This is a genomic window from Bacteroides sp. f07 (assembly GCF_042854785.1).
Lineage (GTDB): Bacteria > Bacteroidota > Bacteroidia > Bacteroidales > Bacteroidaceae > Bacteroides.
Genome location: NZ_BAABXI010000002.1, coordinates 172,192 through 184,929, shown reverse-complemented (window position 1 = coordinate 184,929; position 12,738 = coordinate 172,192). Strand labels below are relative to the sequence as shown.

General features: G+C 52.8%; 11 protein-coding genes. 9 read left to right on the top strand and 2 right to left on the bottom strand.

What is annotated here, in order from left to right; all coding sequences use genetic code 11:
• Positions 1 to 9: 9 nt before the first annotated feature.
• A complete protein-coding gene (locus ACGHVY_RS15950; RefSeq protein WP_390599834.1) occupies positions 10 to 372 on the top strand; it encodes a RhuM protein in 363 nt (120 codons plus the stop codon).
• Between the two features lie 80 nt (positions 373 to 452).
• On the opposite strand, the gene ACGHVY_RS15945 is transcribed toward ACGHVY_RS15950, so the two are convergent.
• Positions 453 to 758: a helix-turn-helix domain-containing protein gene (locus tag ACGHVY_RS15945; protein WP_390599832.1), complete on the bottom strand. Its 306-nt coding sequence runs from the start codon at positions 756 to 758 to the stop codon at positions 453 to 455.
• 30 nt (positions 759 to 788) lie between these two features.
• A complete protein-coding gene (locus ACGHVY_RS15940) occupies positions 789 to 1,046 on the bottom strand; it encodes a helix-turn-helix domain-containing protein (RefSeq protein WP_308245285.1) in 258 nt (85 codons plus the stop codon).
• Between ACGHVY_RS15940 and ACGHVY_RS15935 the strand changes: the two genes are divergently transcribed.
• The 8 genes from ACGHVY_RS15935 to ACGHVY_RS15900 all read left to right on the top strand — a co-directional run bounded on the left by ACGHVY_RS15935 (position 958) and on the right by ACGHVY_RS15900 (position 12,737).
• Positions 958 to 1,200, top strand: coding sequence for a hypothetical protein (locus ACGHVY_RS15935; protein WP_390600992.1), 243 nt, complete (start codon positions 958 to 960; stop codon positions 1,198 to 1,200). The two genes, ACGHVY_RS15940 and ACGHVY_RS15935, sit on opposite strands and share 89 nt — an antisense overlap.
• 89 nt (positions 1,201 to 1,289) lie before the next feature.
• Positions 1,290 to 1,646: a helix-turn-helix domain-containing protein gene (locus ACGHVY_RS15930; RefSeq protein WP_390600947.1), complete on the top strand. Its 357-nt coding sequence runs from the start codon at positions 1,290 to 1,292 to the stop codon at positions 1,644 to 1,646.
• Positions 1,647 to 1,649: 3 nt separating this feature from the next.
• Complete coding sequence (locus tag ACGHVY_RS15925) at positions 1,650 to 2,000, top strand: helix-turn-helix domain-containing protein (RefSeq protein ID WP_072546577.1); 351 nt, start codon at positions 1,650 to 1,652, stop codon at positions 1,998 to 2,000.
• A gap of 20 nt (positions 2,001 to 2,020) precedes the next feature.
• Complete coding sequence (locus ACGHVY_RS15920; RefSeq protein WP_390599830.1) at positions 2,021 to 3,592, top strand: DUF4099 domain-containing protein; 1,572 nt, start codon at positions 2,021 to 2,023, stop codon at positions 3,590 to 3,592.
• A 54-nt stretch (positions 3,593 to 3,646) separates the two neighbouring features.
• Positions 3,647 to 5,737, top strand: a complete 2,091-nt coding sequence (locus ACGHVY_RS15915) for a DNA topoisomerase (RefSeq protein WP_390599829.1) — start codon at positions 3,647 to 3,649, stop codon at positions 5,735 to 5,737.
• Between the two features lie 166 nt (positions 5,738 to 5,903).
• Entirely contained in the window at positions 5,904 to 6,356 is a 453-nt protein-coding gene (locus ACGHVY_RS15910) for a DUF1896 domain-containing protein (RefSeq protein ID WP_390599827.1), read from the top strand.
• A complete protein-coding gene (locus ACGHVY_RS15905) occupies positions 6,346 to 12,174 on the top strand; it encodes an N-6 DNA methylase (RefSeq protein WP_390599825.1) in 5,829 nt (1,942 codons plus the stop codon). Before ACGHVY_RS15910 ends, ACGHVY_RS15905 begins: the two co-directional genes overlap by 11 nt.
• Before the next feature lie 188 nt (positions 12,175 to 12,362).
• A complete protein-coding gene (locus ACGHVY_RS15900; RefSeq protein ID WP_390599823.1) occupies positions 12,363 to 12,737 on the top strand; it encodes a BlaI/MecI/CopY family transcriptional regulator in 375 nt (124 codons plus the stop codon).
• Position 12,738 lies beyond the last annotated feature (1 nt).

Below are 12,738 nucleotides of genomic sequence, written 5' to 3'. Positions count from 1 at the left end.
AGAGACGCCATGAAACGTGACACAATCATTATAGAAGACAAGACCGTCAGCGTAACCGGTAACGAAGTTTGGATGACCGCCGGAGAAATCGCCGGATTGTTCCACACGGGTGTCCCGGCAGTGAACGCCGCCATCAAAGCCGTCCGCAAGACGGACGTGCTGAGCGATTACGAGGTGTGCCGCTACATACAGCTTGAAAACGGTCTGTACGGGGATGTTTTCTCGCTTGAAATCATCATACCCATTGCTTTCCGGCTGAACACCTACTGCACGCACGTGTTTCGCACGTGGCTTGTGAACAAAGCTCTCTCGAAGGACAAGCGACAGGCATACGTGATGTTCATACAGAACGGGAAAGCCGGGTATTGTTGAACACGCGTACATACCGACAAAAAGGAAACGGACAGCCCAATTTGAGTTGTCCGTTTCCTTTTTTCGTTTTCATGCTTTCTTTATTCCAGCGGCTTGCGGTAATTCGCCTCCAACAGTTCACGCAATCCCGATTCGGGGTAAAGTACCTTTCCTCCCAAAAGGATAAAGGGCAGCACCCTGTTGTTGCGGTATTCCTGTAAGGTACGGCGGCTCACGCGGAGCAGTTCCGCCACCTCCCTGTCCGTCAGGTAACGTTCCCCGTCCAGCGGCGGACGGTAGTTTTCCAAAAATGCAGAGAGCCATTTAGAGCCTTTGCGCATATTCTGTATCGCGGTGGCAAGCGGCTCGTCCTCCATCGTAAAAACATCGTTGTTCTCGTTCATCATAATTTTGGATTCAGTGGGTGAATAATAAGATTATCTGCCGCCGGGATAGAGCGTACCGATAAGCGGAATCAGCCGTCTGACCTCTTCCGGCTTGTAATAGAACCTGCGGTTTATCTGCGAGTAGCCGATAAGCCGCTTGTCGCGCAACGTCTGCAACGTGCGCGGGCTGATTCTCAACTGCCCGCAGACCTCCTCGCCTGTGAGCCACCTTTCCAACCGTCCGCCGTCGCTTTTGCGCCTCAGGGCGGCCACCTTCTCCGAAAGGGCGTTGAAAGACGCCACCATCATCTCGAAGGTCTTTTTCTCGATAGATACAATTTCCATATTCAAAACATTTCAGGTTTGCCGCAAAGGTAACGCCATCCTCATGAACGCATATCGTTTCCCGCTGAAAGGCTGTATGTTGCGCCGTCTGTCCGGGTTACGGAGCCATTTCGGATAAAAATCTTACGTGAGACACGTAGTGAGCTGTTAAAGCCCCTTTTGTTTATTGCCGAATTTTGCCGCAGAAACCAAAAGAAAGGACTGAATATGAAAGTGATAACAATGGAGAGTTCCGCCTTTACCGCATTGACGGAACAGATAGCCGAGATAGCGGCACACGTGCGTGCCGTTTCCGGCGAAAGCAAGGGAGAATCCCCCGACAGGCTGCTGACCACCCGTGAGGCTGCGCACCTGCTGAACGTGAGTTGCCGTACCCTCCAGCGTATGCGCAGCGAACAGCGCATCGGCTATGTGGTACTGCGCGGCAAATGCCGCTACCGCCAGTCTGAAATCGACCGCCTGCTTGCTGACTGCACCGTTGTGGAGGAGGAGGCTACACCGACGGAACTGAAACGCAACCACACACTGCGCACAGGCGGCAAACCCAAAGGAAGGAGGACGTGACGTATGGAACTGCTTACCCGAAACAATTTCGAGAGCTGGATGCAGAAACTGATGGAACGGCTCGACCGTCAGGACGAACTGCTGCTTTCCTTGCAACCGTCCGGCAAAGCCCCGAACCCGATGGAACGTATCAGGATGTTCGACAACCAAGACCTCTGTATGCTGCTCCAAATCAGCAAGCGTACCCTGCAACGCTACCGCAGCATCGGCGCGCTACCGTACAAAACGCTCGGCAAAAAGACCTATTACAGCGAGGAGGACGTGCTGACGTTCCTTTCCGGACACGTAAAGGACTTCAAAAAAGAAGATATAGCCTTCTACAAGGCTCGTATCCATAACTTCTTTCAAAAATAACCCATTAAAACATTTTTCAGATGGCAAAGAAAAAAAGCGAAAAGGATGTGCTGATAGTCCGTGACGAGAAGACGGGCGAAATCAGCGTGGTAGCCGGGCTGGATGCCGACGGTTCCCCAAAGCGTACCCCCGCGAAAGCGGAGAACGCGCAGAGTTTCCTGCAATTCGACCGCCACGGCGATGTGCTGGACAACTTCTTCAAAAACTTCTTCCGGCAGTGCAAGGAGCCGAGCCGCTTCGGTTTCTACCGTGTCGCGGCAGACCAAGCCGACAAACTGCTGGAGGTAATGAAAGATCTGCTGAAAGCCCCCGAAGCCAACAAGGAACTGCTCGCGCCCCACAAGGTGGACACCTCCGGCTACGAAAAGCAGGTAAAGGAAGAGCAGACTACCGAAAAGGCGGAACAAACGGAGCAAAAACAGGAAGAAATGGAAAAGAAACAGGAACAGAATCAGGAAAGCCCGCAACAACAGGCGCAAGGCAGACGGGGCTACCAACCCATCGACGAGAGCAAAATCAACTGGCAGGAGCTGGAGGAGAAATGGGGCGTGAAACGTGACGACCTTGAAAAGTCCGGCGACCTGACCAAGATGCTCAACTACGGCAAGTCCGATTTGGTGAAAGTGTCGCCCAAGTTCGGCGGCGAGGCTTTTGAACTGGATGCCCGCCTCTCCTTCAAGAAGGACAGCGAGGGCAATGTCAGCCTCGTGCCGCACTTCATCCGCAAGGAGCAGAAACTCGACGAGTACAAGGAACACAAGTTCTCCGACGAAGACCGTAAGAACCTGCGCGAAACGGGCAACCTCGGCAGGGTCGTGGACATCGTGGACAGGGAAACGGGTGAAATCATACCCTCGTTCATCAGTATAGACCGCAAGACGAATGAAATCACGGACATTCCTGCAAACAAGGTGCGCATACCGGAGAGTATCGGCAAGACGGAAATCACCAAGCAGGAACAGGATATGCTGCGTGCCGGGCTGCCCGTGCGCGACAAGCTCATCGAACGGAACGACGGCAGGAAGTTCGTCACCACCCTCCAAGTAAACGTGGAACAGCGAGGCGTGGAGTTCGTACCGGGAACAGGCAGGTCGCCCCGTACCGCACAGACGCAAGAAGCCAAGAACAATCCCACACAGGGACAGGCGCAAGGCATGGAAAACTCCGCAGCCCCACAGAAAGAGCAACGCCGCAACACGTGGACGAACGCCGACGGCAGCATCCGTCCCATCAGCAAATGGAGCGGTGTGAATTTCACGGAGCAACAGAAAGCCGACTATGCGGCAGGCAAAACCATCAAATTGGAGAACGTGACCGACAAGCAAGGCTTCCACGCCACGATGTACATCAAGTTCAACCCGGAGAAGGGACGCCCGTACCGCTATGACACCAACCCCGACAATGCGCAGAAGGTCGCCCCGTCCAACGAGAGCCGCACGCAGGTGGCCGTGAACAGCGAAGGCAAGACCAACGAGGCGACCAAGAACCTGAAAGAGCCGTTGCAAAAAGGGCAAACCGCCCCGAAAGACGACAAACAGCAAAAGCAGCAGGAGAAGCCTCAGAGGAGAAACAACAAGGGCATGAAGATGTAACATCCCGTGTCCGCCACTAAATCCAAAGTAACCATTCATAAAAAAGTAATCAGCATGAAGACAATCATTGCAGAAAAGCCATCCGTGGCACGTGAAATCGCCCGCATCGTGGGCGCGACAAAAAGAGAGGAAGGATATTTCGAGGGAGGCGGCTATGCCGTGACATGGGCATTCGGACACCTTGTCCAGCTTGCCATGCCCGACGGCTACGGCATACGCGGCTTCGTCCGTGACAACCTGCCCGTCATTCCCGAAACCTTCACGCTCATTCCCCGTCAGGAAAAGACCGAGAAGGGCTACAAGCCCGACAGCGGCGTGGTGTCGCAGATAAAAACCGTCGCCCGTCTTTTCAAGGAAAGTGAACAGATCATCGTAGCGACCGATGCAGGGCGCGAGGGAGAACTTATCTTCCGCTACCTCTATCATTATACCGGATGCGCCACGCCTTTCGTGCGCCTTTGGATAAGCTCGCTCACCGACAAGGCTATCCGTGAGGGATTACGCAACCTCGAAGACAGCAGCAAGTATGACAACCTCTACCTTGCCGCCAAAGCACGGAGCGAATCTGACTGGCTTGTGGGCATCAACGGCACGCAGGCACTCTCCATCGCCGCCGGACACGGCACGTACTCCGTCGGACGGGTGCAGACACCCACACTGGCGATGGTGTGCGCACGTTACTGGGAGAACCGTCGTTTCACGGTAGAACCTTTCTGGCAGCTCCATATTGCCGCTGACGATGGCAACGGCGAGGTGGTGAAATTCTCTTCTTCCGAGAAATGGAAAGAGAAAGAGCCGGCGACGGAACTATATAACAAGGTAAAGGAAGCAGGCACAGCTACTGTCACGAAAGCAGAACGTAAGGAGAAGACGGAGGACACTCCGCTCCTGTACGACCTGACCACGCTCCAGAAGGAAGCTAATGCCAAGCACGGCTTCACAGCGGAACAGACGCTTGAAATTGCGCAGAAGCTCTACGAGAAAAAACTCATCACCTATCCGAGAACCGGAAGCCGCTATATTCCCGACGACGTGTTTGCGGAAATTCCCAAGCTGCTCGCCTTCATCGGCAACCTGCCCGAATGGAAAGACAAAGTCAATCCGAAGGCAGTGCCGACACGCCGCAGCGTGGACGGCGGCAAGGTAACAGACCACCATGCCCTACTCGTCACGGGCGAGAAACCGCTGTTCCTATCCAAAGAGGACAATATCATCTATCAGATGATAGCCGGACGCATGATTGAGGCTTTCTCTGAAAAATGTGTCAAGGACACCGCTACCGTCACGGCGGAGTGTGCCGGAGTGGAGTTTGTGGCAAAGGGCAGCATCATCAGGCAAGCCGGGTGGCGTGCTGTCTATGGCGAGGAAGACAAGGAGGAAACCATCATCCCCGGCTGGCAGGAAGGCAATACGCTGGCACTGAAAGCCGCCTCCATCACGGAGGGAAAGACCAAACCCAAACCGCTGCATACCGAAGCCACCCTGCTGTCCGCTATGGAAACGGCAGGCAAGGAGATTGAGGACGATGCGCTGCGTCAGGCTTTGAAGGACTGCGGCATCGGCACGCCTGCTACCCGTGCAGCGATCATCGAAACGCTCTTCAAACGCGGTTACATGGAACGCTGCAAGAAATCGCTCGTACCCACAGAAAAGGGGCTTGCCCTCTACTCGGTTGTGAAGACGATGCGCATCGCCGACGTTGCCATGACGGGCGAATGGGAGAAGGAACTGGCACGCATTGAGCGCGGGGAACTTCCTGCCGATACCTTCCGCAAGGAGATAGAGGCGTACACGCGGGAAATTACCTCCGAACTGCTCTCGTGCGACAAGCTGTTCGCCCGCAGGGATTCCAGCTGCAAATGTCCCAAGTGCGGAACGGGAAGTATGCAGTTCTACGGCAAGGTCGTCCGCTGCGACAACGCGGAGTGCGGACTGCCCGTGTTCCGCCTGAAGGCAAACCGTATCCTCACCGATGAAGAAATCAAAGACCTGCTCACCGACGGACACACGAAGCTGCTCAAAGGCTTCAAGAGCAAGCAGGGCAAGAGTTTCGATGCCGTGGTTGCCTTTGACGAGGGCTACAACACGACTTTCGTGTTCCCCGAAAGGAAAACGACCAAGAAATTTTCAGGACGGAAGAAATAGTGTTAACTTTGCCACTGATTCAGAGTAATGAACTGTTCTTCGATACCGGATTACACTCATACTTTGGATTTAGTGGTGGCACTCGGAGGGATACCGAGTGCCTTTTCTTTCTCCTTTCGGACAATTATCCCGGTCATTATCTACTAATCCACTAAATTCCAAAGTAATGAACAACAAGAAGAAAAACGAGGGGCAGACCGACTTTTCCTACTACGGTCTGTACCTGCTGGACTATCTCAGAACGAACAAATTTGAACAGGCGACCGACGAAGCCTTCATTCGTGAACGCGCCGACCGTGCCGCAGGAACGTATGAACGGGCAAGGCTTGAAGGCTATCCTGCTGCTGGGGCGCAGGAACTGGCGATGAACACATTGCTGGAGGGGCTTCGCTACTCCAAGTACGCCATACTGCGCGAGGTCGTGGAGAACGAGTTTGCCGGCGACGTGCCGGAAACGAAGCGTGAATCCTTTACCCGAAAACTGCTGCCGCTTGTCGGAAACGTATTCTCCATTTATGACCTCTCGGACGACAATTTCGCCCTGTCGCCCGATTATGACCTGCTCTACACGGAGCTGACGGGGGCTGCTGTCCTCTATATAGAGGAGTATGGCGTTTAACCGCAAACAGAAGCTGCGGGACAATATCGAGGCGATACGGACGGCATTCATCCTTGAGAGAGAGCAGAGAACGGCGACAGCCGAAGAACGGGCAATACTCCGGAAGTATTGCGGTTTCGGCGGTCTGAAATGTATTCTGAATCCTGCAAGGGAACTGACGGATGCCGTCCACTGGGCGAAATCCGACCTCGAACTGTTTGCCCCTACCGTGGAACTGCACAGGCTGATACGGGAGAACAGCCGGGACGACATGGAGTACAAACGGTTTGTGGATTCACTGAAAGCGTCCGTGCTGACAGCTTTCTACACACCGAAAGAGATAACCGACACCATAGCCGATGTGCTGGCGGATTACAGTGTCCGCCCGTCGCGTGTGCTAGAGCCGTCGGCTGGTGTCGGCGTGTTCGTGGACGCCGTGCTGCGGCACAATCCCGACGCGGATGTGATGGCGTTTGAAAAAGACCTGCTCACGGGTACGATCCTGCGACAGCTCCACCCCGACAAGAAGATGCGCATAGACGGTTTTGAGAAAATCGAAAAGCCGTTCAACAACTATTTCGACTTGGCGATGTCCAACATCCCGTTCGGTGACATAGCCGTGTTTGACGCTGAATTTCAAAGGAGTGAATCTTTCGGCAGACGCTCGGCACAGAAAGCCATCCACAACTATTTTTTCCTAAAAGGACTGGACACGGTGCGCGACGGCGGCATCGTGGCTTTCATCACGTCGCAGGGAGTACTGAACAGTGCCAAGACCTCCGTGCGCAACGAACTTTTCAGTCAGGCGAATCTGGTATCGGCAATCCGCCTGCCCAACAACCTGTTTTCGGACAACGCGGGGACAGAGGTGGGCAGCGACCTGATAATCCTGCAAAAAAACCTGCACAAAACGGAACTGTCGCAGGATGAACGGCTGCTGACCGTGATACAGACGGATACGAAGACAAACCTGACGGACAACGCCTATTTCATACATCATCCCGAACGTATCGTGCATACGACCGCAAAACTCGATACCGACCCTTACGGCAAGCCCGCTATGGTCTATCTGCACGAGGACAAAACCGCAGGCATCGCCGGGGATTTGCGCCGTATGCTTGACGAGGACTGCCACATGAGGCTTGTCATGCGCCTGTATTCGGGTGCAATCGGGCAGGCACGGGAACGGCTTGCCGTTGAAGCAAAGGTGGAAACCCAAACTGCAAAGCTGGAAACGGTATCTTCGGCACGGGCAGAAGAAATCCACGTGGATAAACCGCAGGCGCAACCGATAAAGGAAAAACCGGAAATAGAGCCACGCCAACAAAATCACTCGGCAGCCGTGCAGCTCACCCTGCTTGACCTTTGGGGAATGCCCATAGAAGAACCTGTCAAAAAGAAAAAGACGGCGAAGAAAGGAAACACGACAAAACGAGCTGTACCTAATCCCAAGCCGCAGGTTACGGCTGCTCCTCCTGTTGAAATTGCCAGACCTGTAAACGGGAACAAGGAAACAAAGCCGGAGAATACCGTGAAACAAAGCGACCCTGACGATATTTATGCCACACTGGACTGGGAAACCAATCCCCCCATCAACGGCTTTTACGAGATGATGATGGGGCTGACACCTGAACGGCGCAAGGAACTTCGCCGGCTGGCTGCGGAACATCAGGAAAAACAACGGGTGGACGGCACGGATGTAAAAGCCGCTCCTGACATGCCGGAAAAAGAAGCGAGGAAACAGCCCGAAGCACAGCAGGAAGTCACCCCCGATCACGTTACGGACAATAATGCAAGTGTGAAACCGGCGACTTCCCTTTTCCCGGAATTTGAAATGGAAAAGCCGAAGGATGAACCTCTCGACCTTTCTCCCCGTCCGTTCAACGGTCTGCTGGAGTCACACCACCGTGACGGCTCTATGGTACTGGATACTTCGCGCAATCTCGGCTATTTGAAAGACCTCACGCCTTACGGCGCGACCTTCCAACCGCTTGACCTGACCGGCTACCAGAAGGAGAAAGCGATATTGTATGTGTCACTCCGTGATTCATACGAGCGGCTTTACCGCTATGAGGCGGAGTATCACGATGAAGGGTCTGCGCAACGCGAGGCGTTGAACACCTGCTATGACGAGTTTGTCATGCGCTACGGCAACCTCAACGCCAGACAGAATGTGAAACTGGTGATGATGGATGCCGGAGGGCGCGACATCCTTTCGCTGGAACGTGCTGAGGACGGCAAGTTTGTCAAGGCGGACATCTTCGAGCGTCCCGTTTCCTTCTCGGTGGAGAACCACGCCAACGCAGGTTCTCCCGAAGAAGCCTTGTCCGCTTCGCTCAACAAGTTCGGCACGGTCAATCTCGACTATATGCGGGAGATAACCGACAGTACGGAAGAAGAGCTGCTCAATGCCCTCAAAGGGCGTATCTTCTACAATCCCCTCGTAACCGGTTACGAGATTAAAGATCGCTTCATTGCGGGGAACGTGATAGAGAAAGCGGAACGCATAGAGGCATGGATGGGAAACAATCCGGAAAGTGAAAGGTTGCCGGAGATAAAGCAGGCGTTGGACGCGCTGAAGGATGCCGAACCGCAGCGCATCGCCTTTGAAGACCTCGACTTCAACTTCGGGGAACGATGGATTCCAACAGGCGTGTATGCCGCCTACATGAGCCATCTTTTCGGCACGGACGTGAAAATCGCCTATTCCGCCAGCATGGACGAGTTTTCCGTGGCGTGCGGCTACCGCACCATGAAGATTACGGACGAGTTTCTGGTGAAGGGCTATTACCGGAACTATGACGGTATGCACCTGTTGAAACACGCCCTACACAACACCTGTCCCGACATGATGAAGTCCATTGGCAAGGACGAACACGGCAACGACATCAAGGTGCGTGACAGCGAAGGTATCCAGCTTGCCAACGCCAAGATTGACGAGATTCGCAACGGGTTTTCCGAATGGCTCGAAGAGCAGTCGCCACAGTTCAAGGAACGGCTCACGACGATGTACAACCGCAAGTTCAACTGTTTCGTGCGCCCGAAGTATGACGGCTCGCACCAGACCTTTCCCGACCTCAATCTGAAAGGGCTGGCAAGCCGGGGAATCAAAAGCGTTTACCCTTCGCAGATGGATTGCGTCTGGATGCTCAAACAGAACGGCGGCGGAATATGCGACCACGAAGTGGGAACTGGTAAAACGCTGATAATGTGCATTGCAGCGCATGAAATGAAGCGTCTGAACTTGGCGCATAAGCCGATGATTATCGGTCTGAAAGCCAATGTCGCGGAGATTGCCGCCACTTATCAGGCTGCCTATCCGAATGCCCGCATCCTCTACGCTTCGGAAAAGGACTTCTCGACTGCCAACCGCGTGCGTTTCTTCAACAACATCAAGAACAATGACTATGATTGCGTCATCATGTCGCACGACCAGTTCGGGAAAATACCGCAGTCGCCGGAGTTGCAGCAGCGCATACTGCAAGCGGAGCTTGACACGGTAGAGGAAAACCTCGAAGTCTTGCGGCAACAGGGCAAGAACGTGTCGCGGGCGATGCTGAAAGGGCTGGAGAAACGTAAACACAACCTTGAAGCGAAGCTGGAGAAGGTGGAACACGCCATCAAGTCGCGCACGGATGACGTGGTGGACTTCAAGCAAATGGGTATCGACCATATCTTCATTGACGAATCGCACCAATTTAAGAACTTGACTTTCAATACCCGGCATGACCGTGTGGCGGGGTTGGGAAACTCGGAAGGGAGCCAGAAAGCCCTGAATATGCTCTTTGCCATACGCACCATACAGGAGCGTACTGGCAAGGACTTGGGGGCGACATTCCTCTCCGGTACGACCATATCCAACAGTCTGACGGAATTGTACCTGCTCTTCAAATATCTGCGTCCGAAGGAGCTGGAACGGCAAGACATCCGCTGCTTCGACGCATGGGCGGCTATATTCGCCAAGAAGACGACCGACTTCGAGTTCAACGTGACAAATAATGTGGTACAGAAAGAGCGTTTCCGCTACTTCATCAAAGTTCCGGAGCTTGCCGCCTTTTACAACGAAATCACCGACTACCGCACAGCGGAGGACGTGGGTGTGGATCGTCCGCACAAGAACGAGATACTACACCACATACCGCCTACGCCCGACCAAGAGTATTTCATCAAACAACTGATGGAATTTGCGAAGACGGGCGACGCTACGCTGTTGGGCAGGTTGCCGCTGTCTGAAACGGAGGAGAAAGCAAAGATGCTCATCGCCACCGACTACGCGCGGAAGATGGCACTTGACATGCGCATGATAGACCCCAATTATGAAGACCACCCCGACAACAAGGCTTCACACTGCGCCAAGACGATAGCGGAGTATTACCATAAATACGATGCGCACAAGGGAACGCAGTTCGTCTTTTCGGATTTGGGGACATACCAGCCGGGCGACGGGTGGAACGTGTACAGCGAGATAAAGCGAAAACTGACGGAGGACTACGGCATACCGGCAAGTGAGGTGCGCTTCATTCAGGAGTGCAAGACCGACAAGGCTCGCAAGGCGGTGATAGATGCCATGAACGCCGGGACGGTGCGTGTATTGTTCGGTTCCACAAGTATGCTCGGAACGGGCGTAAACGCGCAGAAAAGGTGTGTGGCTATCCATCATCTTGATACACCGTGGCGACCGTCCGACCTGCAACAGCGTGACGGACGTGGAGTTAGAGCCGGCAACGAGATCGCCAAACATTTTGCCGGGAACAACGTGGATGTCATCATTTACGCCGTGGAAAAGTCACTGGACAGCTACAAGTTCAACCTGTTGCATTGCAAGCAGACGTTCATATCGCAGCTTAAAAGCGGAGCGATGGGCGCACGTACCATCGACGAGGGAGCGATGGACGAGAAATCGGGCATGAATTTCTCGGAGTATATGGCATTGCTCTCCGGCAATACAGACCTGCTCGATAAGGCGAAACAGGAAAAGCGTATCGCCTCGCTCGAAGGGGAACGCAAGTCGTTCAACAAGGGTAAGCGCGATTCGGAGTTCAAGCTGGAATCCAAGACGGGAGAACTGCGCAACAATACGGCATTCATTGATGCCATGACGGAAGACTGGAATCGTTTTCTTTCCGTTGTGCAGACTGATAAGGAAGGTAGCCGCCTTAATCTTGTAAAGGTGGACGGCGTGGATTCAACAGACGAGAAAGTTATTGGTAAGCGTTTGCAGGAAATCGCTAAGAATGCCACGACGGGCGGACTGTACAAGGCTGTCGGGGAACTTTACGGTTTTCCGATAAAGGTGGTCAGTGAACGGATTCTCAAAGAAGGGCTGGAGTTTACTGACAACCGCTTTGTGGTGGAGGGAAACTACAAGTACACCTACAACAACGGGCATCTTGCGATGGCTGATCCGATAGCCGCCGCACGCAATTTCCTGAACGCATTGGAGAGGATTCCGTCCATCATCGACCAGTACAAGGCGAAGAATGAGGTACTGGAAAAGGAGATTCCGCAGTTGCAGGAAATAGCGGGCAAAGTGTGGAAGAAGGAGGACGAACTGAAACAGTTGAAATCCGAACTTGCTGCGCTTGACCGAAAGATTCAGTTGGAACTTGCACCGCCTACACCGGATGTTACCGAAAAGGAGAATGAAAGGCAGGAGGTCAAACCGGATGCAAGTGGTGTACGGAACGAACCATCACAACATACCGAAAATGCTTCGCAGATACGCAGTCCGGCAAATGAGCGAAGTCCATCGGGAAATTTCATCGCTGACCATATCATTATCGGGCGACCAGGATTATATGCGAAAGATGAGAATCGACCAAAAGGTATAAAAATATAAATCATGTTAGCAAGAGGAGTAGTAGAAGTGATTATTCTTCTTGCTTTTTTGTACATTCTTATAATTAAATATAAGAGTATTAATTGATAACAGACAAAAGTTTTTGTGTATAAATCATAAATTTACCCGTATACGCTTGTTTGACTAATTTATTTAGACTAACTTTGCAGATATAAATTTCATTAATAATGGAACAACTTACCAAGCGCGAAGAAGAAGTAATGAACAAGTTTTGGGAAAAGGGCGAAGCTACCGTTAAGGAGATTATCGCCACTTATCCAGAACCTCGTCCAAGCAGAACAGCCATATCCACTTTTGTGAAATTTCTTGTCGATAAGGGCTTTTTAGGGCATAAGCCCGCAGGAAACAACGGATTTATATACTATCCGCTTATAGAAAGAGAGGAATATTGTGGCAACAATCTGAAAAATGTCGTACAACGATACTTCAATAATTCTATTCGTGGAGTGATAAGCACTCTTGTAAGAGATAGAAAAATGTCGGATGATGAAGTCCGGGATTTGATAAATCAAGTGATAGAAGGCAACCGTAAGGAAGAATAGC

Coding starts and splice junctions, on each gene's coding strand:
- ACGHVY_RS15950 (WP_390599834.1), top strand. CDS start 10: ATGAAACGTGACACAATCATTATAGAAGACAAGACCGTCAGCGTAACC.
- ACGHVY_RS15945 (WP_390599832.1), bottom strand. CDS start 758: ATGATGAACGAGAACAACGATGTTTTTACGATGGAGGACGAGCCGCTT.
- ACGHVY_RS15940 (WP_308245285.1), bottom strand. CDS start 1,046: ATGATGGTGGCGTCTTTCAACGCCCTTTCGGAGAAGGTGGCCGCCCTG.
- ACGHVY_RS15930 (WP_390600947.1), top strand. CDS start 1,290: ATGAAAGTGATAACAATGGAGAGTTCCGCCTTTACCGCATTGACGGAA.
- ACGHVY_RS15925 (WP_072546577.1), top strand. CDS start 1,650: ATGGAACTGCTTACCCGAAACAATTTCGAGAGCTGGATGCAGAAACTG.
- ACGHVY_RS15920 (WP_390599830.1), top strand. CDS start 2,021: ATGGCAAAGAAAAAAAGCGAAAAGGATGTGCTGATAGTCCGTGACGAG.
- ACGHVY_RS15915 (WP_390599829.1), top strand. CDS start 3,647: ATGAAGACAATCATTGCAGAAAAGCCATCCGTGGCACGTGAAATCGCC.
- ACGHVY_RS15910 (WP_390599827.1), top strand. CDS start 5,904: ATGAACAACAAGAAGAAAAACGAGGGGCAGACCGACTTTTCCTACTAC.
- ACGHVY_RS15905 (WP_390599825.1), top strand. CDS start 6,346: ATGGCGTTTAACCGCAAACAGAAGCTGCGGGACAATATCGAGGCGATA.
- ACGHVY_RS15900 (WP_390599823.1), top strand. CDS start 12,363: ATGGAACAACTTACCAAGCGCGAAGAAGAAGTAATGAACAAGTTTTGG.